Annotated in this window: 20 protein-coding genes; 16 read left to right on the plus strand and 4 right to left on the minus strand. The window is 67.5% G+C overall.

The window, feature by feature from the left end; all coding sequences use genetic code 11:
* Positions 1-15: 15 nt before the first annotated feature.
* From AAFU51_07215 to AAFU51_07245, 7 genes are all read left to right on the plus strand, one after another.
* Complete coding sequence (locus tag AAFU51_07215; protein MEO1571042.1) at positions 16-1,755, plus strand: aminotransferase class V-fold PLP-dependent enzyme; 1,740 nt, start codon at positions 16-18, stop codon at positions 1,753-1,755.
* 87 nt (positions 1,756-1,842) lie between these two features.
* Positions 1,843-3,357 (plus strand): M28 family peptidase, encoded by a 1,515-nt coding sequence (locus AAFU51_07220; protein ID MEO1571043.1) that lies wholly within the window; start codon positions 1,843-1,845, stop codon positions 3,355-3,357.
* 206 nt (positions 3,358-3,563) lie between these two features.
* The gene (locus AAFU51_07225) at positions 3,564-4,022 is read left to right on the plus strand and encodes a hypothetical protein (protein MEO1571044.1); all 459 of its coding nucleotides are present in this window, start codon (positions 3,564-3,566) and stop codon (positions 4,020-4,022) included.
* A gap of 112 nt (positions 4,023-4,134) precedes the next feature.
* A complete protein-coding gene (gene pabB, locus AAFU51_07230) occupies positions 4,135-6,051 on the plus strand; it encodes an aminodeoxychorismate synthase component I (GenBank protein MEO1571045.1) in 1,917 nt (638 codons plus the stop codon).
* Positions 6,052-6,207: 156 nt separating this feature from the next.
* On the plus strand, positions 6,208-6,984 hold the full coding sequence (locus AAFU51_07235; protein ID MEO1571046.1) for a DUF937 domain-containing protein: 777 nt from the start codon (positions 6,208-6,210) through the stop codon (positions 6,982-6,984).
* A gap of 40 nt (positions 6,985-7,024) precedes the next feature.
* Entirely contained in the window at positions 7,025-7,852 is an 828-nt protein-coding gene (locus tag AAFU51_07240; GenBank protein MEO1571047.1) for a PPK2 family polyphosphate kinase, read from the plus strand.
* A 277-nt stretch (positions 7,853-8,129) separates the two neighbouring features.
* Complete coding sequence (locus tag AAFU51_07245) at positions 8,130-9,722, plus strand: NAD-dependent epimerase/dehydratase family protein (GenBank protein ID MEO1571048.1); 1,593 nt, start codon at positions 8,130-8,132, stop codon at positions 9,720-9,722.
* A 5-nt stretch (positions 9,723-9,727) separates the two neighbouring features.
* Here the strand turns inward: AAFU51_07245 and AAFU51_07250 are convergent, their stop codons facing one another.
* Together AAFU51_07250 and purF are read right to left on the minus strand one after the other, a co-directional pair.
* A complete protein-coding gene (locus AAFU51_07250) occupies positions 9,728-10,129 on the minus strand; it encodes a hypothetical protein (GenBank protein MEO1571049.1) in 402 nt (133 codons plus the stop codon).
* 54 nt (positions 10,130-10,183) lie between these two features.
* Positions 10,184-11,776, minus strand: coding sequence for an amidophosphoribosyltransferase (purF, locus tag AAFU51_07255; GenBank protein ID MEO1571050.1), 1,593 nt, complete (start codon positions 11,774-11,776; stop codon positions 10,184-10,186).
* A gap of 322 nt (positions 11,777-12,098) precedes the next feature.
* Here purF and AAFU51_07260 point away from each other — a divergent pair, with 322 nt between their 5' ends.
* The 4 genes from AAFU51_07260 to AAFU51_07275 all read left to right on the plus strand — a co-directional run bounded on the left by AAFU51_07260 (position 12,099) and on the right by AAFU51_07275 (position 16,779).
* The gene (locus tag AAFU51_07260; GenBank protein ID MEO1571051.1) at positions 12,099-12,605 is read left to right on the plus strand and encodes a single-stranded DNA-binding protein; all 507 of its coding nucleotides are present in this window, start codon (positions 12,099-12,101) and stop codon (positions 12,603-12,605) included.
* 180 nt (positions 12,606-12,785) lie between these two features.
* On the plus strand, positions 12,786-14,492 hold the full coding sequence (locus tag AAFU51_07265) for a S8 family peptidase (GenBank protein ID MEO1571052.1): 1,707 nt from the start codon (positions 12,786-12,788) through the stop codon (positions 14,490-14,492).
* Between the two features lie 4 nt (positions 14,493-14,496).
* Positions 14,497-16,383 (plus strand): carbamoyltransferase, encoded by a 1,887-nt coding sequence (locus AAFU51_07270; protein MEO1571053.1) that lies wholly within the window; start codon positions 14,497-14,499, stop codon positions 16,381-16,383.
* A 54-nt stretch (positions 16,384-16,437) separates the two neighbouring features.
* Positions 16,438-16,779, plus strand: a complete 342-nt coding sequence (locus AAFU51_07275; GenBank protein ID MEO1571054.1) for an FxLYD domain-containing protein — start codon at positions 16,438-16,440, stop codon at positions 16,777-16,779.
* Positions 16,780-16,840: 61 nt separating this feature from the next.
* On the opposite strand, the gene AAFU51_07280 is transcribed toward AAFU51_07275, so the two are convergent.
* Both AAFU51_07280 and AAFU51_07285 read right to left on the minus strand, forming a co-directional pair.
* Entirely contained in the window at positions 16,841-18,709 is a 1,869-nt protein-coding gene (locus tag AAFU51_07280; GenBank protein ID MEO1571055.1) for an ABC transporter ATP-binding protein, read from the minus strand.
* A 124-nt stretch (positions 18,710-18,833) separates the two neighbouring features.
* A complete protein-coding gene (locus tag AAFU51_07285; protein ID MEO1571056.1) occupies positions 18,834-20,009 on the minus strand; it encodes a patatin-like phospholipase family protein in 1,176 nt (391 codons plus the stop codon).
* Positions 20,010-20,406: 397 nt separating this feature from the next.
* Between AAFU51_07285 and AAFU51_07290 the strand changes: the two genes are divergently transcribed.
* The 5 genes from AAFU51_07290 to AAFU51_07310 all read left to right on the plus strand — a co-directional run bounded on the left by AAFU51_07290 (position 20,407) and on the right by AAFU51_07310 (position 25,898).
* On the plus strand, positions 20,407-20,859 hold the full coding sequence (locus AAFU51_07290) for a nuclear transport factor 2 family protein (GenBank protein ID MEO1571057.1): 453 nt from the start codon (positions 20,407-20,409) through the stop codon (positions 20,857-20,859).
* 90 nt (positions 20,860-20,949) lie between these two features.
* Positions 20,950-21,615, plus strand: coding sequence for an SDR family oxidoreductase (locus AAFU51_07295; GenBank protein MEO1571058.1), 666 nt, complete (start codon positions 20,950-20,952; stop codon positions 21,613-21,615).
* A gap of 711 nt (positions 21,616-22,326) precedes the next feature.
* Entirely contained in the window at positions 22,327-23,016 is a 690-nt protein-coding gene (locus AAFU51_07300; protein MEO1571059.1) for an ATP-binding cassette domain-containing protein, read from the plus strand.
* 307 nt (positions 23,017-23,323) lie between these two features.
* Positions 23,324-24,514, plus strand: coding sequence for a DUF3179 domain-containing protein (locus AAFU51_07305; protein MEO1571060.1), 1,191 nt, complete (start codon positions 23,324-23,326; stop codon positions 24,512-24,514).
* Between the two features lie 121 nt (positions 24,515-24,635).
* Positions 24,636-25,898: an ectonucleotide pyrophosphatase/phosphodiesterase gene (locus AAFU51_07310; protein ID MEO1571061.1), complete on the plus strand. Its 1,263-nt coding sequence runs from the start codon at positions 24,636-24,638 to the stop codon at positions 25,896-25,898.
* Positions 25,899-25,930 lie beyond the last annotated feature (32 nt).

The raw sequence follows: 25,930 nt of genomic DNA on the forward strand, positions 1-25,930 counted from the left end.
TGGCCTCATACCGTCATGCTGCCTCCTCGCTCCCAAACGGCCCTCGACCCCCAGGCCCTCGACTTCGCCACGCTCCGCGCCGACACGCTTGGCATCGACGCGCCCATCGCGACGCCGTTCGGCGAGCGGCACCTCGTCTATGCCGACTTCACGGCGTCGGGCCGCTGCCTCGGGCTCGTCGAGCGCTACCTCGCCGACGTGGCCGTGCTCTACGCGAACAGCCACACCGAGGACAGCCTCACCGGCCACGCGGCCACGAAGCTGCTGCACGAAGCCGAGGCCGCGATTAAGCGCGCAGTCAACGCCGGACCAGGCGGCAAGGTGATCGTCTGCGGCAGCGGCTCGACGGGCGCGATCCACAAGCTCCAGGAGATTCTCGGCGTGGCGATCCCACCAGCCACGCTGCACTTCCTCCAGGCGTCGCTCGGGGCCGACGCGCTCGGCGCGCTTCGGGAGACGCGGCCGGTCGTGTTCGTGGGGCCGTACGAGCACCACTCCAACGAAGTCACCTGGCGCGAATCGCTCTGCGAGGTCGTCGAGGTCGACCTCACGCCCGACGGCCACCTCGACCTGGCCCACCTCGACGCGCTCCTGCAAGACGCGCGCTTCGAGGGCCGCCGTAAGATCGGCTCGTTCTGCGCCGCGTCGAACGTGACGGGGCTCGTATCGCCGGTCCACGACATTGCGCGGCTGCTCCACCAGCGCGGCGCGCTCGCACTCTTCGACTACGCCGCCGGTGCGCCGTACCTCCCCATCGACATGGCGCCCGAGGGCGACCCCGACGCGCGGATCGATGCTGTCTTCCTGTCGCCGCACAAGTTTCTCGGCGGTCCGGGCTCGGCGGGCGTGCTCGTGTTCGACGAGGCGCTCTACCCGCACCATCTCCCGCCGAGTGTAGGCGGCGGCGGCACCGTGGACTACGTCGGGCCGCAGGGCCACGACTTTACCGCCGATGTCGAGGCGCGCGAGAAAGCGGGCACGCCCGGCCTGTTCCAGACGCTGCGGGCCGCCCTCGCGCTCGACCTCAAGGATGCGGCCACGCATGACGGCCAGCGCGGCATCGACGCGATCCACGCGCGGGAGCACGCGCTGCTGTGTCGCGCGCTCGACCGCTGGGAGCACGATGACAGCATCGAGATCCTGGGGCCGAGCGACCCGTCCGAGCGCATCGGGATCGTCTCGTTCAACCTGCGGACGCATGGCGAAGACGGGCAGCCGGGGAAGTACCTCCATCCGAAGTTTGTCACGGTGCTTCTCAACGACCTGTTCGGCATCCAGAGCCGTGCGGGCTGTTCATGTGCCGGGCCGTACGGCCATCGCTTGCTCGGTATCGACGCGGACGAGAGCGAGCGCTATCGCGGCGTGATCCGGCAGGGGCTGCACGGCGTCAAGCCTGGCTGGTGCCGCGTGGGCTTCCACTACACGATGGACGACGCCGAAGCTGACTTCGTGATTGAGGCGATTGCGTTCCTCGCGGAGCGCGGTGCGTGCTTCCTCCCGCGCTATGCCTTCGATGTGAACACGGGGGCCTGGACGCACAAGGACGGAGCGACGCACCTGCCGACCTACGGCATGGACGCGGTGCTCGACGCCGAGGCCGCACACTCGACGGCGCTGCCAGAGGCACGTCGCCGCGCGATCTACGCGGCAGCCCTCACGGAGGCACGACGGCTGGCTGACGAGCACGCCACGCCCGCCTGCAATGCGACGCTCGACGGCGAGGCAGGCGCGCTGCAGTTCTTCGCGGTGGCGTAGACCGCTGCTGTATCCGCGCGGTATTTCGCAAGCAGGGCAGGGGGGCGGCGTCGTTTCTTCCGGGATCACGCACGCGCCTCCGGTCTCATGCTTCGCACTTCCGCGCTCCTTGTCCTACTTGCATCGCTCGCCTGCGCCTGCGCGCCCGCTCCCGTCGCCGAGGACGACGCGGTAGCGTCTGCGGAAGCACAATCGGTGGGATTCGATCCTATGGACGAGCAGCGCTTGATGGACGCGCTGCGCTACCTCGCCTCGGACGAACTGCTCGGCCGCCGTACCGGCACGCCGGGTATCGATTCCGCAGCGGTGTTCCTGAAACGTCGCTTCGAGGCGGCGGGCCTGGTTTCCGCACCGGGCGCCGAGGACTTCTACCAGACGATCCCGTTCGCCTTCGTACGGCAACCGTTGAGCCTGGCTATCTCCGTCGGCGATCAATCATGGGGCAGCAACGAGGCCGTGCTGCTCCGCGGCGGCGAGGTTGTCATGGACGCACCCGTCGCGTTCGTCGGCTATGGCACCGAAGCGAGCGACTATGCCGAGGCCGTCGGGAAGGTCGCCGTGGCGCGCGCAGGCACCCCTGGCGGCGGCCTGAGCGAGGCCCTTTCCGCTGCTGCGGACAAGCGCGCGCGGGCTGCTGAGGCGGGGGCAGACGGGCTTGTCGAACTCTACGCGCTGCCGGTCCCGTGGGCGCGCATCGCAGGCTTCCTGTCCCGAGAGCGCCTCGCGGTCCAAGACGGCCCCGACCTGCTGCACGCCTGGGTGCCCGACGCTGAGGGCGCGCTCGTCGACTCGTTCGCGGACATGCCGGAGGCTGGTGCAGCAATTGCCACGAGCGGGTTGCGCATGGACGCCGCGGTGTCGAGCAACGTCGCCGGCTTCATCGAGGGGCGCGACCCTGCGCTCAAGGACGAAGTCGTGGTGCTCGTGGCACACTACGACCACGTCGGCGCGGGCATGACCAACGGGCGCGGAGCAACGCGCGCCGACTCGATCTTCAACGGTGCGCGCGACAACGGGATGGGCACCGTGGCGCTGCTGGCCGCCGCCGAGACGCTCGCGCAAGAGCGGCCCCGACGTAGCGTGCTCGCGCTCGCCGTGACCGCTGAGGAAGAAGGGCTGCTCGGGAGCCGCTACTACGTCGCCAACCCGCTCATCCCGCTGGAAGAGACGGTCTTCGCGTTCAATACCGATGGGGCTGGCTACAGCGTCACCGATCGCGTCTCCATCGTCGGTCTCGGCCGCACGTCGGTCGATCCGCTGCTCGAAGCGGCGGCGGCGGAAGCAGGCCTGGACCTCGGCAGCGACCCCGCGCCCGAGCAGGGCCTCTTCGACCGCTCCGACAACGTCAACTTCGCCCGGGCTGGCGTCCCGACGCTCACCTTCTCACCGGGCCTCGACAGCTTCCAGAGCCCAGCCATTGCACAGTATTACCACAACGCTGCCGACGAGGTCGACGCGTCCTTCGACGCGGCCTATTTCCAGCGGTTCGTGACGGCCTACGTCGCCTCCGCGCTGCGGATTGCCGACGCAGACGAACGCCCGACCTGGACGCCCGGCGACGAGTATGCCGACGAGGGCGAGGCGCTCTATGGTGGCGAGTGACGGCAACCTAGGCGATCCCGCGACAGGCTCAGTCTCAAGACGCACCAGTGCGGGCGTTTACCTGCAAAAAAGTTCGTTCATCCATTGCGGATGTAATTGTTGGGTGACAAACCCTGTGCGGTGAAGGGGCGTGTGGCTGATATGTATGGCCTTTGCCAGAAGCTCTTCCATCGTCCACTCCCCGCCCCCCGCTATTCCCCTGATCCATGCCCAACCAGCGAGGCAAATCTGACGCCTACGTCGAAGCGCTCCTTCGCGAAGCCGTCGCCCACGTCGAACTCTGCATCCGGACTCCGCTGGCTGATTTCGGCTACGACGGTCCTCAGTCCGACCTCGACCTGACCGACGGTCAGCACGACTTTCTCGCGGGCTACATATACGGGGCGCTTCAGCGGCTCCTCGAACTTGGCGAGCTCGACAGCGAGGCGGACCTGGAGCGCGCGGCCAACCGCCTCTATGGGCGGCTCTTCGGGCCGTTCGACCTCAACTGCCGGTCCTGGCACATGTGGGTCGTGCACGAGGGGCTGCGCCAAATGCAGCGCCCGCACGTGTTCCTCGGCTACTGCGCCGGGCGCGGCGACATCCTTGACCGACTGCGGCGGCAGAACTTCCGCCCGGTGCTCGGCTCCGCTCTCAACAACCTCGACGAGGACGCGAGCATCTAACTGAGCGCATCTGATCCCGGCATTCACGCCCCCGGTTCGGCGCTCCACCTCCCCGAACCCCGTTGGCGCAGCAGGCGTAGATCGACGCCCGCTGCGCCTTTCTCTTTCGCCCGTGCCACTTCCCCCTCATGCTGTTCTCCTCGATGCGCCCCGCGCGGCGCCCGAGGAAGGTGAGTCCACCGAGGCTGGGGTCAGCCTGCTCTTCACCGCTCCCGAGCGCGTCCTGCGCGCCGACAACGCCGAGGCGATCCCAGGCCTCCTGGCTGAGCTAGACGCCGCCGTCAGTGATGGTCACCACGTTGCGGGCTACCTCGCCTACGAAGCCGGTGCTGCGTTCTGGACAGACCGGCTGAACGCCGCGGCCCCCCGCGAGCCTCTCGCATGGTTCGGCGTCTACGGTCCGCCCACGGTGCTCGACACGCCCGGCGTAGACGCCCTCCTCGCCGACGCCCACGGCTACGCGCTCACGGCGCCTCGCTTCGGCCTCGACCGAGACGCCTACGTGCAGCAGGTCGAGCGCGTGCGCCACCACATCCACGAGGGCGACGTCTACCAGATCAACTTCACCGCGCCGTTCCGCTATCGCTTTGCGGGCGATCCGGTGGGACTCTACCGGGCGCTTCGACGCCAGCAGCGCGTCAGCTACGCGGCCCTACTCCACATCGAGGCCGCCGACGGGCAGCCCCTTGACGTACTGAGCCTCTCACCGGAACTGTTCTTCCGGCGTGACGGGCGACGCCTCACTGCCCGACCGATGAAGGGTACCATCCGACGCGGAGCCGACGCGGGGGAGGACGCAGCGCTCGCGATGCATCTCGCGGCTGACCCGAAGAACCGCGCGGAGAACCTGATGATCGTCGACCTGCTGCGCAATGACCTATCTGTAGTCGCCGAGCCCGGGAGCGTTGCGGTACCCCATCTGTTCACGACGGAGCCCTACGAGACGCTCACGCAGATGACCTCGACGGTGCAGGCTACGCTGCGCGATGGGGTCTCGTACGCCGAGCTCTTCCAGGCGCTCTTCCCGTGCGGCTCGGTGACGGGGGCGCCGAAGCTCCGCGCGATGCAACTCATCGCCGACCTGGAGGCGGTTCCGCGCGGCGTCTACTGCGGGGCAGTCGGCTACATCGCGCCGCCGACGGACTCGACGGACGCCCAGGCCGTGTTCAACGTGCCGATTCGCACCCTCGTGCTCGCCGGAGACCGTGACGGGATGGGAACTGGCACGATGGGGAGCGGCAGCGGCATCGTGTGGGACTCGGATCCCGAGGCTGAGTACGACGAGTGCCAACTCAAGGCGCAGTTTCTCAGACGGGCGTGGGCCTGGCCAGATCGCCCCTTGGAGACGACGCAGCAGCGCTACATTGCCGAGGCGGGCCCGTTTTCGCTGCTGGAGACGATGCGCGCCGAGCGCGGCCGGATCGAGCACCGGGCCCTTCATCGCTTCCGCCTAGCCGAAGCCGCGTCGTTCTTCGGTGTCAAGCTCGACCTCGCCGAGGTGAATGCGCTGCTCGACGAGACGCTGACTCAGTTGGGGATGGCACCGCATCGGCTGCGTCTAACCGTAGCGGCGGGCGGCACGCCCGGTCTGGCGGTCGCCCCCGTGGTTTCGGGCGACATGGTGCTACGGACAGCGGCCCGTTTCCCGGTTGACATGGATAGCGCGAACCCGTTCTGTTGGTGGAAGACGACCCACCGGACGCACTACGACGACGCCCTCGCCTGGGCAGCGTCGCACGCGGTGGACGAGCCGCTGCTCGTCAACGAGCGGGGAGAGGTGACCGAGGGCGCACGAACCTCGGTCTGGATCGAGCGCGAGGGACAGCTCTTCACGCCACCGCTCTCGTCGGGGGGGCTCGCTGGCGTGCACCGGCAGCACCTCCTCACGACGGTGCCCGGCGCGGTGGAGGCCGTGCTCACCCCAGACGACCTGCACACCGCTGACCGTGTGCTGCTCGGCAACGCGGTGCGCGGCCTACAGGAAGTCGAGGTCGTCGAGGTCGCGGCGGCCAGTCTGAGCGGTCGCTGAGCGGCGCCGCTTCTAGGGGCAGTGAGTGCCAGACATCCGGTGGTTCGAAGCGGTCACAGTCGCTGTGTTGGCAATGACGCCTGACGTTCCCGGAGGGGCGGGCTGATGCGTATCCTTCCGGCGTCGTTCATCGCACTCACACAACCGAACCGAACTATGACAGACCTCCTCGGCACCCTGACGAGCACCCTCGGGGGCGGCACCACCAACCAACTCGCGTCGGCGCTCGGGGCATCGCCTCAGCAGACGCAGCAGGGCATCATGGCGGCATTGCCGATGATGCTCGGCCAACTCAACCGCAACACCAACACCACCGAAGGTGCGCAGGCGCTCGCTGGTGCGCTCGATCGCGACCACGACGGCTCGGTGCTTGGCCTTCTTGGCGGCGGCGGACTGGGCAGTGTGCTGGGAGGCCTCGCAGGCGGGAGCGCACAGCAAGAATCCGGGATGGACCTTGGGAGCCTCCTAGGCGGTCTCATGGGTGGTGGTCAGCAGCAGAGCGGAGGGCTCGGCGGTCTGCTCGGGCAACTCGCCGGCGGCGGCCAGCAGCAGAGCGGGGGCCTCGAAGGCATGATGAAAGCCATGGCGGGCCAGGCGATCCTCGGCCACATCTTCGGCGACAAACTCGACGGCGTCGCCGGGGCCATCGCCGGGGCGTCGGGCCTCAACAAGCAGCAGTCGGGCAACCTCCTCGGCATGATCGCGCCGATCCTGATGGGTGCGCTCGGCAAGGCGAAGCGCGAGCAGAGCCTCGACCCCTCAGGTCTCTCGGGCTTGCTCGGCCAGAGCTCGGCCCGCTCTCGCGAGGCCACCCCGGACAGCCTCCTCGGTACTCTCGCAGGCGCGCTCGACAGCGACGGCGACGGCGACCTGAAGGACGAACTCCTGCAGAAAGCCGCCGGCGCGGCCCTCGGCAAACTCTTCGGGCGATAGCCCCGTCCCCGCCCGGCAGCTCTACCTTGCTCTTGCTCCTATGTCCATCGCCATCGACCTCGAACGCTATCTGATCCGGCCTGGCGAGGCCGTCAACCTGAAGGCGCGTGCCACCAACGACACGCAAGGACTGGCCGACTCCGACGAGGTCGACGCGCAGTACGACGACCACCTCGACGCCCTCGACGAGCTGCAGGAGCGGCTCTATGCCGAGGGCACGCGGTCGCTCCTGGTCGTCTTCCAGGCGATGGACGCGGGGGGCAAGGACTCGTCGATCCGCAAGGTCTTCGGTCCGCTCAATCCGCAGGGGGTCCGGGTGTGGAGCTTCAAAGTGCCGTCCAAAGAGGAGGCCGAGCACGACTACCTCTGGCGCATCCACAAGCGCGCTCCGCGTTCCGGCCACATCAGCGTCTTCAATCGGTCCCACTACGAGTCGGTGCTCGTAGAAAAGGTGCTCCACCTCGCGTCTGCTGACCGCATCGCGAAGCGCTACGCCCAGATCAACGACTTTGAGCGGCTGCTTGCCTCCGAGGGGACGACGATCGTGAAGGTCATGCTGCACATTTCGAAGGCGTATCAGCTGGAGCGCTTCAAACGGCGGCTTCGGAAGCCGGACAAGCACTGGAAGTTCAACCCGAGCGACCTCGACACGCGCGCACTCTGGGATGACTACATGGCGGCATTTGATCTGGCGCTCAGCCGCTGTTCTACGGCACATGCCCCGTGGTACGTCATCCCAGCGGAAGAGCGGTGGTTTCGCAATCTCGCGCTGACCCAGCTCGTCCGGGAGACCCTAGAACGGATGGACCCGCAGTACCCACCGCCTGAGTTCGATCCTGCTGCCTACCCGCCCGATTCGCTCGTGTGAGAGCCAGACGTGGGTCCGAGAGCCAGTTGCGAGACCTGGATAGGCTAAAGGGCAGGAACGTATTCGTTCCGAGATCAAGGCGCAAACCGTCGGCCAGCAGAGCGGCTCAGCGTTGGTCGACGGAATCGTCTACGCGGCGTCACATAAACGTGGCGTAAACCGGGCTGCGCAGGCGTCGCGTCATCCTTGCACTGCTGGGTCGTTCTGACTGCCCAGGAGCGTCTCGCGCTCCGGGCTTCCTTCGCTGCGCTCTCTCCGCTCGCTCTCGCTGCCTCGTATGTCGCCCAACGACGCTTCTCGGTCTGCCGAACCTGTCCCGGTACTCACCGGCAGCCCTATCCTCGTTGTGTTGCGAGCGATGGGCACGGCTGGCGTACACCGCGCCACGGTCGTCGGTCGTGGTGCAGAACTCGGCACCGTATCGGAGCAAGACATCCGCGATGCGGTCCGAGAGGGGCTCTCGATGCAGAACCCGATCGATCAGGTGCTGCAAGCCATCGCGGCAGCGGGGCCGTCGGTGCGCCCCACGCCATCTGCAGGGCGCGCGCGTGCTGACCTACCAGACGTGCTCGACGTACCTGCAGGGCGCGGTGTGCCATTCCCGAGGCCCCGCGTGGAGATGGACGAAGAAGCCTTGCCGCCTGTGCCTCTGTTCGACGACCGACCCGCCGAGGCAACCGCCTCGCCCCGCGAGGAGGCGATGCGGATTCCCGACCCTGAACTGGTCGTGCCGCCTCGTCCAACGCCGGCCGCCGACCGCGGGCCTAGCACCGCGACGCGCGCGCCCGCCGACCGGGTCGCCGTGCCGCCAGTGGCGCCGACCCCTGTGGCCGTCACCCGCAAGAGCGGCGACGATCCGCCCCGCGTCGTGGTGACCGGGGGAGCAGGCTATGTGGGCGCCGTGCTCGTACGCCAATTGCTCGACGAGGGCTTCCGCGTGACCGTCATCGACCGGATGCTCTACGGCTCGGACTACCTCGAACTGCTCGAAGAGGTCGCCAACCGCGGTGCCCTGAAGATCGTAGAGGGCGACGTCCGGCACATCGAAGAGGTCGAACCGCATCTGCGGGGCGCCACCGCCGTGCTGCACCTCGCCGACCTCGACGGCATCGATCTCGTGCAGGCAAAGCCAGAGGAGGCGCTTCAGACCAATGTGCTGGCTACGGCCGCGCTCGTGCAGGCGGCGTCCTACCTCCGCGTCCGCCGTTTCGTCTATGCGTCCACGACGGCGCTCTATAAGCCGCCGCGGACGGCCACGCAGCGCATCGACGAGGACGCGCCGCTGCACGCGAATACGCTCTACGCCAAGCTCAAGCGCTCCGCCGAGACGCTCGTGCTCGACCAGGCTGCTCCGCACTTCACCCCGACGGTGCTGCGCCTCGGCGACATCTTCGGTCCGTCGCCGCGTCCGCGCCTCGACACGGTTCTCAACGATGTCGCCATGCAGGCCATCCGCGATGTGCGCGTGGTGCTCGGCGCGGAGTCGCACGCGATCCCGGCGGTACATGTCGAGGACGCCGCGCGGGCCTTCCTGCACGTGCTCGGGGCGCCTGCCAACCATGTCGCCCACCAGGTCTTCAACGTCGTCGGTGCCAACGTGACCGTACTGGCGCTGGAGCAGTTGCTGCGGGACCTCGTGCCTGAGATCCGGGTGCTCTTCACCGATGCCGAGCCGGGCACGGGGGAGGCCGTCGGGCGCGTCTCGGGCGAGAAGGCGCACAAGTGGCTCGGGTTTGCGCCCAAGCAGCGGTTCGCGCAGGCGCTCGAAGACCTCATGGCGGCCATCGGCGGCGGCTACGCCCGCGATCTGCCGCGCTCCGCGACGCACAACGTGGTGGCCTACGAGCGCCGAGAAGCGGTGACGGCGTAGGGCTGTCAGCTATCGGCCGCCTGCATGCGGTGGAAGTACGCACGCGCACTACGGAGGGCAACTACGACGAGCAGGCCATAGAGCCACGCATCGACGATGAAGCCGAACAGCGCCATCCGCATCCAGAACGCGCCCCACGAAGTCGCATGGGAGTCCGCGTAGGACGGTTCCACGTTGAGCTCTCGCCGCGTGATGCTCGTCTCGGAGAGGTTGTAGAACGACCAGGCGAGAGGAAATGTCAGGAGCGTGAACGTCCCCGTAGCTAACCGAACCGTGGGTTCGCGGAGTGTCGATTCAGGCTGGGTCCCGTCTCCTACCGCCCACAGCATGGAAGCGCCATGCACACTGAGCATGAGCAGCGGAATGGCAATGAATGAGGCCCAGCCGAGGTCGCGAATCCAGCGCACAACGGCAGATGGAGCACCCTTTCTGCCTTCTGCATTCATCCTTCTGCCTTGCTCTTACCAGTCGTTCTCGTCTTTCTCGACGCCCTCTTCGACGGGAACTGAGTAGGTACCGGTAAAGCAGGCAGAGCAGTACCGCCCGCGTCCGTCGTGGGCGGCATCGACGGCCCGCATCATGCCCTCGGCGGTGAGGTAGCCGAGCGAGTCCACGCCGAGCCAAGCCGCGATCTCGTCGATGTCGTCGAACTTGTTGGCGAGCAGTTCGCTCTTGCTAGGGAAGTCCATGCCGTAGAAGCACGGCCACTTCACGGGCGGGCTTGCCACGCGGAAGTGCACCTCGCGCGCGCCCGCCTCGCGGACCATCCTGACGAGTTGCTGGGCCGTCGTCCCGCGCACAATCGAGTCGTCGACCATCACCACCACGCGGTCCTTCAGCACGCCCTCGACCGTGTTGAACTTGCGCCGCACCTTCATCTCGCGCGAGCTCTGTCCAGGTGAAATGAAAGTCCGCCCGACGTAGTGGTTGCGGATCAGGCCGATCTCGTACTTGCACTTGCGCCCCATCTTGTTTGACTCGCTCACGAAGCCGAGCGTGGCCGTGTTCGACGAGTCCGGGACGGCGAAGACGATGGGCTTCTTCTCGCCCTTGACGTGCTTCGGCACGGGCGCGTCGTGGGCGAGCATCTTGCCCATCTTGCGCCGCACCTTGTCGACCATCTCGCCGAAGACCTTCGAGTCGGGGCGCGAGAAGTAGACGTACTCGAAGATGCACTGGCTCACGCCGTGCGGGCGGGGGAGGCAGACGCCGTTGAACGTCTGCGTCTCGCCCGTGGCCGGGTCCACGCAGGGCTGGCTCGCCATGGTGCCGCGCTCGACGGCCTCGCGGTCGATGACGAGGATCTCGCCGGGCTCGATGTCGCGGACGTACTCGGCGCCGATCAGGTCGAAGGCGCACGTCTCTGAGGCGACGCACCACCCCGGAGCGCTGCGGCCTGGCGCGTCGAGCTTGCCGAGGGCGAGCGGGCGGAAGCCGTTCGGGTCGCGCACGGCGATAAGGGCGTCGTCGGTGAGCAGCACGAGCGAGAAGGCGCCCTCGCACTGATGCAGCGCGTCGATGACGCGGTTGATCGGCCCCGACTCGCGGCTCTGCGCGGCGAGGTGCAGGATCAGCTCCGAGTCCGACGACGTGGCGAAGAGCGTCCCGCGCTCGACGAGCTCCTTGCGGATCGTGCGGGCGTTGGAGAGGTTGCCGTTGTGCGCCAGCGCGAGGTTGCCCTCCTGGTAGTGCACCACGAACGGCTGCACGTTGGCCGGGTTGGTGGCCGAGCCCGAGGTCGAGTAGCGCGTGTGCCCGATGGCAGCGTCGCCGAGGAGTTGGTCGGTGAAGAGGTTCGGGTCCTTGAACACGTCGAGCACGAGGCCGAAGTCCTTGTAGACCGGCATCACGGCGCGGTCCTTGGCCTCGTCGTAGGTGCTCGTCACGATGCCCGCCGACTCCTGGCCGCGATGCTGAAGCGCGTGCAGGCCGAGGTAGGTCAGTTCAGCCGCCTTCGGGTGGTTGAAGATGCCGAAGATGCCGCAGTGGTCGCGCGGCTTGTCGTCGTCGGCGGGCGCGTCGGCGAGATGGTGGAAGTCGTCCGAGGAGACCATAGGTGGGTCGGTGAGCGTCGGGGGGACGGGGGCCGAGGAGAGAGTAAGCAGCAGCCTGCCAGTTGGTCCATGAAATCTCCCGGTGGAGGCCTGTGACGCGCGGTTGTCACGGGGTGTGGATATTTTTTGATCGACTGAGGTTATGAACCTCCTGCTGGCCGGTCTAGATTGGCGTCGATCAGAACGACGCGGCGCTCTCAGGCGCACGATCAGACTGGTCACATCGGCACCGGCCGGAGCGCAGCCCGCGTGGCTGTCGTCGCCCCCGCAGGCGGCAGGCTCCGGCGGATTCATGTACCCTAACCTTTAGGAGGCCACAACTATGGCACGCGGAGTAAACAAAGTCATCCTCATCGGCAACCTCGGGTCGGACCCCGAACTACGCTACACCGGCAGCGGCACCGCCGTCTGCAACTTCTCGCTCGCCACGTCCGAGACCTATAAGGACTCGAACGGCGACATGGTCGAGAAGACGGAGTGGCACCGGGTCGTGACGTGGGCGCGCCTCGCGGAGATCTGCGGCGAGTATCTCAAGAAGGGCCGCCAGGTCTACATCGAGGGCTCGCTCCAGACCCGCCAGTGGGAAGACAAGGACGGCAACACCAAGTACACCACCGAGATCAAGGCGCGCGAGATGCAAATGCTCGGCTCCCGCGACGGCGGTGACATGGGCGGCGGCGACTACAACGGGGGCGGCAACCGCCGTCCGCAGGCGTCGCGGCAGTCCAGCGGTGGCGGCAATCGCGGCGGCGGCCGGCCCCAGCGCCAGCCCGCACCCGCCGGGGGCGACGACTACTCGTTCACCCCGGACGACGACCTCCCGTTCTAAACGGACCGCCCGTCTACATCCGCGCGAGGGTGCCCGGCTTTGGCTGGGCGCCCTCGCTCTTTTTAGAGCACGCGCGTACGCAGCGAGTGACGACGCACCGTGTGAAGCTTTGTCCGACGCCACAAACGAAGCGGGGACGGGCGTACGTTTCGAGGCTGTCCAACCACGCACCCAGTCGCTATGCTCTGCACCTTCACCCGACTCGCAGGCGTTTTGCTCCTGCTTCTCCTCGGTAGCGAGGCGTTCGCGCAACCGGCAGATGGTGCTGACCCGAAGCTAGAGGCAGACCCCAAGCTAGAGGCCGAGGCCCCTACAGACAGTCTTGCAGCGGTGCTGCTCGAAAAGCCCTTCTCGGGCTGGCACCTGGGCTTCGACCCAGCCGCTGACATCTGGGGCGCCAACATCACCGCCGCCTACGCACTCCTCGCCGAGCGCACGCCGCGCGACACCGTGATCGTCGCGGTGATCGACTCCGGGGTAGACATCGCGCACGAGGACTTGCAGAGCGTGCTCTGGACGAACCCCGACGAAGTGCGCAACGGGATCGACGACGACGGCAACGGCTACGCGGACGACCTGCACGGGTGGAACTTCATTGGCGGGCCGGACAGCACCCACGTCGAGTTCGACACCTACGAGGTGACGCGGCTCTACGCCCCGCTCCGCGAGCGTTTCGAGGGAACGATAGCGAGCGATATCGCGCCAGAAGACAGCGTCGAGTTTGCCCGCTACCTCGAACTCCGCGCTGCTTATGAAACAAAGGCAGCCGAGGCCCGGCAACTCTACGCCCAGGTGAAGGAGATCCAAAGCGTCGTAGAGCAGTCGATGCAGGTGCTCCAGAAGTACCTCGGCACGGACGACGTGACACCCGACGACCGCACGGCGCTAGCCGACTCCGCGATGCCGCTTCCCGCGGACGTGCAGCAGGCAGTTGGCATCCTGGTCTACCTCGAAGAAAACGGCATCAGCGCGGAGGAAGTCCTCGAGGCCGCCGAGCAGTTGCAGGTGCAGGTCGACTATGGATTCAACCTCGACTACGACTCACGATCCATCGTCGGCGACGACTACAGCGACTCGACGGAGCGCATCTACGGCAACGCCGACGTCTACGGCCCGGCTGCCGATCACGGCACGCACGTCGCGGGCATCATCGCGGCGGACCGGGGCAACGGCCTCGGTATCGCAGGCGTCGCCGCTCCGGTGCGCATCATGGTGCTGCGGACCGTCCCCGACGGCGACGAGCGGGACAAGGACGTCGCCAACGCGATCCGTTACGCCGTCGACAACGGGGCGCGCGTCGTCAACATGAGCTTCGGCAAGGGCTACTCGCCCCAGAAGGAGGTCGTCGATGCCGCCGTGCGCTACGCAGAGGAGCAGGGCGTGCTGCTCGTCCACGCAGCGGGGAACAGCGCGAAAGACCTCGACGTGACGCCCAACTTCCCGACACGCCGCTACCTCGACGGCACCGAGGCAACCCACTGGATCGAGGTTGGCGCCTCGTCGTGGGAAGGGAGCGAACGGCTGTCCGCTGATTTCAGCAACTACGGCCAGACGACCGTCGACCTCTTCGCGCCAGGCGTGGCCATCAACTCCACGATGCCAGAGGGTACCTACGAGGAGAGCGACGGCACGAGCATGGCCGCGCCGGTCGTGGCAGGCGCCGCGGCCTTGCTCCTGGCCTATTTCCCCGACCTCACCCCGCAGGACGTGCGGGCAATCCTGATGGATACGGCCACCAACTATGCCGACCTGATGGTGACAGAGCCCGACGTGACTGGCTTCGGCTTCGCGTCGCAGGTGCCGTTCGGGACGCTCTCCGTGAGCGGCGGCCTGCTCAACGTCGCGGCGGCCGTCGAGGCCGCGGTGGCGCGCGAGGAAGCCCGATAGTGCGGTGAACATCCTCGGCCTCTCCTGCTACTACCACGACAGCGCCGCGTGCCTCGTGCGCGACGGGCAGATCGTGGCGGCGGCGTCCGAGGAGCGGTTCAGCCGCCGCAAACACGACCCCGAGTTTCCGGCGCAGGCGACGGCCTACGTGCTCCGCGAAGCCGGCCTCACGCCCGCCGACCTCGACGCGGTCGCGTTCTACGACAAGCCGTTCCAGAAATTCGAGCGGCTGCTGGAGAGCTACCTCGCCTATGCGCCGCGCGGACTGCGCTCCTACCTCCAGGCGATGCCGCTCTGGATCAAGCAAAAGCTCTGGATCCCCGAGATCGTCAAAGACGAACTGCTAAAGCTGGAGCATGCAACAGGCAATGCCGACTTCGAGAAAGACGACCTCAGCTTCACGTTCGTCTACCCCGAGCACCACGAAAGCCACGCAGCCAGCGCGTTCTTCCCGTCGCCGTTCGAGGCGGCGGCGTTTTTGACCGTCGATGGCGTGGGGGAGTGGGCGACGACCTCGTGGGGCACCGGCCGCGGCAACCGCATCGCCATCGAGGCGGAGGTGCACTTTCCGCACTCGCTCGGGCTGCTCTACTCGGCGTTCACCTACTTCTGCGGCTTCCGCGTCAACTCGGGCGAGTACAAGCTGATGGGCCTCGCACCCTACGGCGAGCCACGCTTCGTCGACACGATCCGAGAGCATCTCATCGACCTGAAAGACGATGGCTCGTTTCGGCTCCACATGGACGCGTTCGAGTACGTTTCCGGGCTGCGGATGACGGGGCGGCGGTTTGCCGAACTGTTTGGCGGGCCGAGACGGGCGCCGGAGTCGCCGCTGACGCAGCGGGAGATGGACCTGGCGCGGAGTGTGCAGGCGGTGACCGAGGACGCGCTGCTGCGCATGGCCCGGCACGTCCATGCCGAGACGGGCATGCCGAACCTGTGCCTCGCGGGCGGCGTGGCGCTCAACTGCGTCGCGAACGGCCGCATCCTGCGCGAGTCGCCGTTCGAGCGGGTGTGGATCCAGCCTGCTGCCGGCGATGCGGGCGGCGCACTCGGGGCGGCGCTGATGGCCTGGCACCACTGGGCCGACCAGCCGCGCACAGTCGGCACTACCGACGCGATGCAGGGCAGCTACCTGGGCCCGGCCTTCTCCGACGCCGATATCCAGACGGCCCTCGATGCCGTGTTCGATGGCGAGGCCTTCGAGGGCACGAAGCCCTACGACCACGTCGGGCTCGATGCCATTCCAGCGCGCACTGCCGCGTTGCTCGCCGAAGGGCAGACGGTCGGGTGGTTTCAGGGAAGGATGGAGTTTGGGCCGCGTGCGCTCGGGCACCGCAGCATCCTCGCCGATCCGCGTGGCCGCGAGGTGCAGCGCCGCGTCAACGTCCAGATCAAGTTCCGCGAGTCGTTCCGTCCGTTTGCCCCGAGCGTGCTCGCCGAGCGGTCGGCGGACTACTTCGGGCTCAAGCCCGACGACGCCAGCGCCGAGAGCCCCTACATGCTGCTCGTGGGTCCCGTCCTCGGCGCCGAAATCGAGGGCCAGGGCCTTGACCGGCTGCAGCACATCCAGTCCCGCGTCCCAGCCGTCACCCACGTCGATGGCTCCGCGCGCGTGCAGACCGTCGATCCGGCACGGAGTCCGCTCTACCATGCGCTGCTGCAGGCCTTCGAGGCCGAGACCGGCTGCCCTGTGCTCGTGAACACGAGCTTCAACGTGCGCGGCGAACCCATCGTGTGCACGCCAGAGGACGCGCTGCGTTGCTTTCTGCACACCGACATGGACACCCTCGTCCTCGGGCCGGTTCTCCTCACCAAATCCATGATTCCTGGCGCGCGCGACGCGGTTCTTTCCGCCGATGCGATCGCCGAGACCTACGGACTTGACTGAGCTAGCCGTCGAAGGTCCTGCCTCGCCCGCTCTCGCCACCTACCGCACGCATTCATGCGCGTCCGCCCCGTCCTTCTCGCTCTCGTTGCCGCCCTCGTCTTCGTGGGCTGCGCCGAGGAGCGCGTCGCCAAGACTGCCTCAGTCGAAGAACTGAAGCTCCTGCGCCAGCCAAACGGGACCAGCACCATCCAAGGTGTGCTCGTCAATCCCAACGAGGTCCCCATCCGCAATGCGCAGATCGAGATCGCCCTCTACGGCAGCGACAACCAGCGCCTCGACGCGCTGCGCTTCGACATCACGGACGTGGAGCCGGGCGCTCGCCGCACGTTCGAGCGCGAGTTGGGCTTCCGCTCCGAAGCCACGAGCGCTAGCGTCGGGGACATCCTGATCTACTGAGTACGCCGCGTGCACCGACAGGCCCGATTGCTTGGGTCAGTTTTCTGCGCGGCTACGGGGGCTACGCTGCCGCCAGCGCCTCCTCCAGCAACTGCTTCCGGTGCATCTCGGCGTAGATACCGCCGTGCTCCACGAGGTCGGCGTGCGTACCGCGCTCGGCGATGCACCCGTCGTCGAGGACGAGGATCTGGTCGGCGTCCTGGACGGCGGAGATGCGGTGACTCACCACCACGACCGTCCGCTGGCCGAACTGCTGGCGCAGGCTCGCGAGGATGCGCGCCTCGGTCTGCGTGTCGACGGCCGAGAGCGCGTCGTCGAAAATGAGGATCGGGGGACGTCGGATGAGGGCCCGCGCGATAGCTGTGCGCTGTTTCTGCCCGCCGGAGAGCGTGATGCCACGCTCGCCGACGCGCGTCAGGAAGCCCTCAGGGAAGTCCTCAATGTTGCCGAGCAGGTCGGCTTCGACGGCGGCCTGGCGGATCTCGTCGTCGGTGGCGTCGAGCTTGCCGAAGGCGATGTTGTGGCCGATCGTGTCGCTGAAGAGAAACACCTCTTGGGGGACATAGCCGATGCTCTGGCGCAGCACGTCGAGCGGGACTGTCCGCACGTCGCGGCCGTCGATGAGCACGCGACCCTCTGCTGCGTCGAGGAGGCGAGGGATCAACTCGACGAGCGTCGTCTTGCCCGCGCCCGTGCGGCCCACGATGCCGAGTGTGGTGCCGGCGGGCACGTCGAACGACAGGTCGCGCAGCACCATGGGAGCCTCCGCTGGGCGTGCTCCCTTGCCCTCAGCAGGAGCGCCATCGCCGCCGACGGGGAGGGCATTCGCCTCGTTGTCGAGCGCGTCGAAGCGAAAGCCGACGCCTTCGAAGGTGATCTGGCCTTTGATGGTGCGGATGCCGGTATCGGTCTGGTCGCCGTCGCGAATGACGGGCGTCCGGTCGAGGATATGGACGAGGCGGCTCCACGAGGCCCGTGCCTGCTGAATCATGTTGATGACGAACCCAAGCGAGGCGACGGGCCAGGTCAGGATGGCGACGTAGATAATGTATTCGGCGATGTTGCCCAGCGTGATCGCGCCCTCGATGGCGAGCTTTCCGCCCACCCACACGACGAGGAGCGTGGAGGTGCCGATGAGGACGACCATCGTTGGGCGGAACGCCGTCTCCACGAGCGCGAGGTCGAGCGCGCGGTGCTGGTAGCCTACGCTCTCCCGCTCGAAGCGCTTCGCCTCATGGTCTTCGCGGACGTAGGCCTTCACCACGCGGATGCCGGAGAGTGCCTCCTGCACGCGGCTGGTGAGCGCGGAGTACTGCGCCTGCTGCCGGTCCGTGCGCGTATGGATGAGCTGCGCGACGAAAAAGATCGCGATCGCCAGGAGCGGCATCGGCGTGAGCGCCCAGAACGTCAGCGTCGGCGAGATGAGCAGCATCACGATGAGCGCCGTGGCCGTGACCGCGACTGCGCGGACGGCATACATCAGCGCTGGGCCCACGTAGCGCCGCACTTTCTCGATGTCGCTCGTAGCGCGCGTCATCACGTCGCCGGTCGGCGTCTGGCTGTAGAACGGCCGCCCGAGCCGCTGGAGGTGGTCGTAGAGTACGTTGCGCAGATCGAACTCGATGTGGCGGCTCGCCACCACGACCGTCCGGCGCATGAGGAAGATGAACACGCCGCTCAGCAGGCTGAACCCGAGGATCACCGCAGCGCCGAGGACGAGCGTGTACGTGAACTGCGCGTAGGCGTAGCCGCTCACCGGCGTACCCTGGTAGAGCGCGTGCAGGTCTACCATGCGCGGCACCGCGTCCACGGCTTGCCGCACCACGTTGGGCACGAGGAGGGTGAACGCCGCCGAGACGAGCGCGCACAGCAACCCCGGAATCATGAGGTGCTTGTAGCGCCAGAGGTAGACGTTGAGCCGACGGAGCACGAGGAAGTTTGAGGTGAGAAGTCGGAAGTGAGAAGGGGGTGATGGGCTCGTCGTGTCGTCAACCGGATCACCAGGGCAGGAAACGGCGCGGCGAGGGGACAGTTTCGACCCCAGGCTTTAGCGTTTATGCCTTCTCGTACTCGAAGAAGCGGGCGAGGCGGTCGTGCTGGGCGCGGGCGTCGGCGTAGCCGATGTCGACGAGGCGCGTCGTGTAGGCGCGGTCGAAGAGGAGCATGCTCAGCCAGTCGGGGCTCTTCGTCTGTCGCGAGCCGAGGCCGCGCGTGGCGTGGGCGAGCACGCCGTCGAGCTGCAGCTCGTACTGCGAGGCTAGTTTGGCGAGGTCGACCGATGGGCGCAAGAGCAAGAGCCTGATAGGGCGGAGGTGCCCGCGCTGGTCCGTCGTCAGGTGCCGGACGAGGTCGTTGACACGGCGCAGCGTCGCCGCGTCTTGGTCGAGCACGTCGAGGAAGATGGCGTTCATCAGCAGGCCGACGACCTGCGCGGGCGGCGGGTACCCGACGATGGCGGCCTCGTTGGCCTCGACGTTCGAGCGGCCGTAGCGCGTCGAGATGGCGAGGATGCGGTCGGCCCCGAGGTGGATCGCGGGCGAGAGTGGCGCGGTGAGCCGGATGCCTCCGTCGCCGTACCACCCTGGGCCGAGGCGACGATGGTGGAGACGCACCGCCGGGAAGATCATCGGCAGCGCCGTCGAGGCGAGGATATGATCCACGGTGAGCGCGGCGCGGATGCTGCGGCGCATGGGGCGTTCCCAGCCCTGGATCTGGTCGCCCTCGACCCACGTGATCGTCTGGCCGGTGGTGTAGCTCGTCGTCACGAGGGCGAGTGCACGGAGGTTGCCCCGCCTCAGGTTCTCGAAGACGCCGCCGAGGCGGCCGTCGGCGTCGGCGCGGAGGCGGCGGGCGAGGTAGCGCCGCAGCGGGGCCGCGTTGAGGAGGCCGCGAGGCACGCCGGCCTGGTCGAGGGGCACGGGGTCTTCTCGCTGCTGCGTGTCGCGGAGGACGCGCCTCAGGAAGCGCCACGTCGAGAGCGAGGTGAAGACATCGTCGGGCGTGATCTCGCGCCAGAGGTCAGCGAGGGACACGGCGGCCTCGTCGCGCGGCCCGAGGTAGTTGGCGAGGTGCGCGGCATTGACGGCCCCCGCGGAGACGCCAATCTTGACATCGAAGTGCTCGTCGGGGAAGTGCTCGCGGATGTAGCAGAGCACGCCGGCCTGGTAGGAGCCCCGCGCGCCGCCGCCCGTGAGGACGAGCGCGGAGGTAGAACTGGGGTCGAGGGTCATGGGTCGCGGGTCGGGGGAGGAGCAGCGGAAGGTAGGGTCGGAAGACCGAGGTCCGCTTCTCCGGGCTGTTCTCCCCGGTTTGCCATCCTGAGCGAAATCCACTCAGCCGATGGAGTCGAAGGGTCTCGTGCGTACCTCTATGCCAAGAACAGAGGTGATAGGCGAGCGTGAGGAGCCCAGCGAGGATGAGTCTCGTGCGTACCTCTATGCCAAGAACAGGCGTGGATGCTGGCCCCGAGATTCTGTACTGCGTGAACCTGCGGTTTGACTCGCTTCGCTCGCTCAGAATGACAATGTGTTGCGAGGGATTCGCGTCGACGTGTCGGTGATGCTTCGTCCTACTTTCTCCCACGCGGAGGTTTCAGTCTCCACCTCGGCCCACTCAGCTCCCACGACCATGCGCATTCTGCTCGTTCTTCTCGTGTTTCAGGTCGGCTGCCGTTCATCCGCTCCCGAGGTGCCAGCCGAGACGGAGGCACCCCCCGAGATCGCAATTCTTGCCGTCCTTGATGCGCAGGTGGCCGCGTGGAATGAGGGTTCGGTGCGCGGCTTCATGGAGGGTTATGCGCAGACGGACTCGCTCCGGTTCGCCTCGCGTGGCACCGTGCGCACCGGCTGGGACGCGACGCTCGCGGGCTACGAGCGCGGCTACCCCGACGCCGCCACGATGGGCACACTCAGCTTCTCCGACCTCGACGTCCGCCTGCTCAGCCCCGACTGGGCGCTCGTCTTCGGCCGCTGGCGTCTCGACCGCGCCGCCGACACGCCGAACGGCCTCTTCACGCTCACCATGCAGCGCCGCCCCGAAGGCTGGCGCGTCCTCTACGACCACACCTCCAGCGCTGAATGATGTCGGGTGCGCGCTTGGGATGCACGCCTCGCTAGCTTGACGCTTCGCTGCTGGGCGACCAGCTTTTCTCGACCCTCGACCCTCGACCCTATGCTCGATCTCTCCGACATCACCGTCCTCGTCACCGGCGCGAGCGGACGCCTAGGCCGCGTGCTGCTGCGCCACCTCGCCGATGCGGGAGCGACGGTTGCCGGGATCGCGCGATCGGCTCCGAAGGGCGCCCCCGACGGCTTCGTCTTCGCCGCTGCCGATGCGACCGACGAGGACGCGCTGGCCGCCGCGTTCCAGCAGATCCGCGATGAGGCCGGTCCCATCGATGTGGTGATTCACGCCGTGGGCGCGTGGAGCGGCGGGCCGCTCGCCGAGACGACGCTCGACGACTGGCGCTCGCTGCTGGACCTCAACTTGACGGCGTCGTTTCTGACGGTGCGCGAGGCCGTGCGGCACTTCCTGCGCGACGGCGGCGGGCGCGTGATCGGCATCGCCTCGCGCCAGGGTGCGGACCGTGCTCCGGCCCAGCAGGCCGCTTACGGCGCGTCGAAAGCGGGGCTCATCCGGCTCCTCGAAGCCACCGCCGCCGAGTACGCGGGCAACGACATCCAGGCCGTCGCCGTCGCCCCGTCGATGATCCTTTTCGGCGGCGAGGACGCCGACGGGGTGCGTGCCGACGACCTCGCTGCGATGTGTGCCTATCTCTGCGCCGACGCCGGAGCCGCCCACAACGGCGCGACGCTGCGGATGTACGGGACGGCGTGACCGTCACACCATCGTCGCGTTCAATGCCGTCCTCGCCGTCCTCGCCGTCCTCGCCGTCCTCGCCGTCCTCGACAAGCTCACGAGTTCGTCTTCTCTAGATTGAGAGGCGAGCCCCATTGCTTTATGTGGCGAAGTAGGAGGCTTCTGGCTATGCGGCGGCGTACGTGCCCCAATCCGCTGAGGCAGGGAGGCCAGGAACTCAGCGGCGTTGTGCCAAGTCGCGCAGGGAGAGGACGCCTATAGCCAGGCCACCGACTCCCAAGAACATGAGATATGGGAAGAAGAACGTATCTCCCTCACGAAGGACGAGTCGGATGTTCCCTGTCACACGCAGGTCCGTGACGCCACTCCAGGCGGCGTCTACCGCGTAGGCGACCCCTATGATGCTCACGATGATGCCCAACACAGCTGGAGCAAATTCGCTATCGAGAAAGTTTCTCATAGCCTCTGTTTCGGCAATCGTAGGCCTGCACTTAATCGCTGTAGGCAATCGAACGGTAAGCCTCTACGCAGATCGCCAACCTTCGCTGTGATACCAATTGGCCATGACCCTGGTGGGCTCCCTGCCTCAAACATGAGGTCCCTCCATGGGGTGAACGCTTCGACCCAGAGAAGGAGGGTGCGGGAGTGGTTTTCCCCCGTTGCTGAACGTGGACAGCCCGCCTCCGTACCTTTCCTCACGCTGCCTTTCTCCACCGACTCGCCGCCGCCTTGATCGAGTTCGACCGCATCACCGCTGGGTATGACACCCCTGGCGGCGGGCACCACACCGTCGTTGAGGACCTCTCGCTCACGATCAAGCGCGGGGAACTGGTCTACCTCATCGGCCCGACGGGCAGCGGCAAGAGCACGCTCCTCAAGCTGCTCTACATGGACAAGAAGCCCGAGGAAGGCGCGATCCGCGTCGGCGACTACGACTCGGACTCGATCCGTCCGCGCGACATCCCGTTCCTGCGCCGCTCGCTCGGCGTCGTCTTCCAGGACTTCCAACTCCTCGGCGACCGCACGGCGTCCGACAACGTCGCGTTCGCGCTCTACGCGACCGGCAAGCGCGGCAAGCTCGTCAAGCAGCGCGTCACGCAGGTGCTCACCCGCGTCGGCGTGAGCCACCGCGCCAAGGCGATGCCGCACGAGCTCTCCGGCGGCGAGCAGCAGCGCGTCTGCATCGCCCGCGCCATCGCCAACGAGCCCTACATCCTCCTCGCCGACGAGCCGACCGGCAACCTCGACCCGAAGGTGGGCGAGGAGATCCAGAAGCTGCTCCTGCGCCTCCACCAGCAGGGCATGACCGTCTTCATGGCGACGCACGACTACCGGCTCATCAAGAAGTACCCCGCGCGCACGCTCGCCCTCACGCAGAAGCGCCTCGTGGAGGTCGACCCGGCTACGCTCGGCGGGTAAAGTAAGGGGATAGGGAATGGGGCCTAGGGGATAGGTAAGCGCGACGGGTGCCGAACCGTCTGGGACACCTCGCTCCAACATGCTTCAGGCTGCTGCGACTCCCCCCGTCTTGCGTCGCCTCCGCTCGCATGGCTCGCTCCGCTCCTCGGACTGTCCCCCTCAAGCTGAGGGGGACAGTTTTGGATGACGCAGGAGCGAAGCGACTGTTAGCCAAAACGGGGGGAGCGGTCCCGCTACAACGCCTCTTCAGGCCGCCGTATCGACAAGCGACATCGCCGCAACACTTCCACACCGCAACACTCGCCCCATGCGTCTCGCGCTAGTCCTGCTCCTCGCGCCCTTCGCCTTCGCCTGTGCCCAGGAGACGCTGGTGCCCATGGCTGAGGACTGTGTGCCGCCAGACGCGGCGTTCACCACAGCGGGGTGGCAGACCGACTTCTGCGAGCGGATCGTCGATCTCACCTCGATCCGCTCGGGCGGGCCGCCGCGCGATGGCATTCCGCCGCTCGACGCGCCGACGTTCGTGCCCATCGACGAGGCCGAGGCATGGCTCTCGGACGCCGAGCCGGTGATCGTCCTCGAACTCGGCGGGACGGCGGTGATCTATCCGCTACAGATCCTCACGTGGCACGAGATTGTCAACGACACGGTAGGCGGGACGCCGGTCGCGGTGACCTACTGCCCGCTCTGCAACGCAGCGGTCGCCTTCGAACGCCCCCAGGTGAATAGCGAATCTCTCACGTTTGGGACGACGGGCAACCTGCGCTACAGCGACCTCGTGATGTGGGACCGCCAGACCGAGACGTGGTGGCAGCAGTTCACCGGCACGGCCATCGTCGGCGCACTCACGGGCACGCAACTCACGATGCTTCCGACGGCGCTCGTGAGCTGGGCGAAGGCCCGTGCAGGCTACCCCGACGCCCCCGTGCTCTCGCGCGACACGGGCTTCGACCGGCCCTACGGTCGCAACCCGTACGTCGGCTACGATGATGAGGCGCGCGACCCGTTTCTGTACGACGGCGAGGTCGGTCCGCAGCTCCCCGCGATGGCGCGCATCGCCGGTGTGATCGTGAGCGATGAGGGCGGCGACGCCGAAGGGGAGGAAGCTGAGGCCGCCCGCGCCTATGCCTTCCGCGACTTGGCCGAGGTACGCGTCGTGAACGACACCCTCGGCGGTGCGCCCCTCCTCGTGGTGTGGCAGCCCGGCACCGCGTCAGCCCTCGATGCGGAGGCCCTGGCCGACAGCCGCGACGTGGGCGCAACCGGCGTCTTCCAGCGCACCGTCGCCACGCTGGACGGGATGCAGACGCTCACGTTCGAGGCGACACCCGAGGGCATCCGCGATGTGGAGACGGGCAGCACCTGGACGCTCTTCGGCGAGGCCGTCGCCGGGCCGCTCGCTGGGCAGCATCTCGACCGCATCGCCCACCACGACGTGTTCTGGTTCGTCTGGTCCGCGTTCCAGCCGGACGGCGATCTCTGGAGACCGGCGCGCTAGCTGGACGTAGGCACGGAGCCGGCTCAAGAGGGGCCGCATTCACGCACGGATCATCCGTGCTCGCGGCAGGGCGCGCGGCATCAGTGCGAGATTGGCAGTCCACCAAGTCAACCTCGTCCCCATGCGCCGTCTCGTCCTTTCATCGCTCCCGCATCTCCTGCTCGGTATCCTCGCGGTGGTCTCGGCTGCGTGCTCTGGCTCGCGCTCATCCGAAGGCACTGCTCCTGAAGCAACGGCGCTCGTGCTCATCTCCGTCGATGGGTTCCGCTACGACTACCTCGACCGCGACGACGTGATCGCCCCGACGCTGCGCCGCCTCGTGGCCGAGGGCGTCCGTGCGGAGAGCCTCGTCCCGGTCATCCCGACGAAGACGTTCCCGAACCACTACACGCTCGTGACGGGTCTCTACACGGAGTCGCACGGCGTGGTCGGCAACGCGATGTACGACCCTGAGTTTGACGCGGCCGGAACGCCCGCCTCGTTTTCGATGGGCAACCGCGAGGCCGTGGCCGACGGGCGCTGGTGGGGCGGCGAACCGATCTGGGTGACCGCCGAGAAGCAGGGGGTGCCCGCCGCGACCCTCTTCTGGCCCGGCTCTGAGGCCGAGATCGGCGGCGTCCGTCCGAGCGAGTGGCTGCCCTACGAGCACAATATGCCCCACGGCGACCGCGTGGCGCTCGCCCTCGGCTGGCTCGACCGTACCGACGCAACGCGCCCCGGCTTCGTAAGGCTCTACTTCAGCCTCGTCGACTCGCAGGGCCATCGCCACGGCCCCGACGCGCCCGAGGTCGCCGCGGCGATCGAAGACGTGGACCGCGCACTCGGCATGTTCGTGAACGGCCTGGAGGAGCGCGGCCTCCTCGACCAGACCGACCTCGTCGTGGTGGCGGACCATGGCATGGCGGAGACTGCCCCGGAGCGGACTGTCTACCTCGACGACGCGCTCACAATCGATGCCCATCGCATCATGTGGGGCGAACCCGTCGGCATCTGGACGGACGAGCCCGACGCGGTCCTCGACAGCCTCGCCGCTCTCGACCACGTGACGGCCTATCGCCGCGAGGACATACCCGCGCGGATGCACTACAACGACCACCCGCGAATTCCCTCCGTCGTGGTCTTCGCCGACGCCGGATGGACCGTCACGAGACGATCCTATGCGGAGCAGCGCCCCGCACGTCTATCCGGTGGCGCGCATGGCTACGACAATGCCTACCCGACGATGGGAGGCCTCTTCGCCGCGCGCGGGCCGAGCTTCCGGGTCGGCGCCGTGACCCCGGCGTTTTCGACGGTGGACGTCTACGGTATCCTCACCGCTGCGATGGGCCTCGATCCGTCCCCTCACGAGGGCGACCCTGCCGTGCCTGCGCAGGTGCTCCGGTAGAGGCGCGAACGGTGCGTTCTCCGAAGATGAGT

The organism is Bacteroidota bacterium (assembly GCA_039821555.1).
Classification (GTDB): Bacteria; Bacteroidota; Rhodothermia; order Rhodothermales; family Rubricoccaceae; genus JBCBEX01.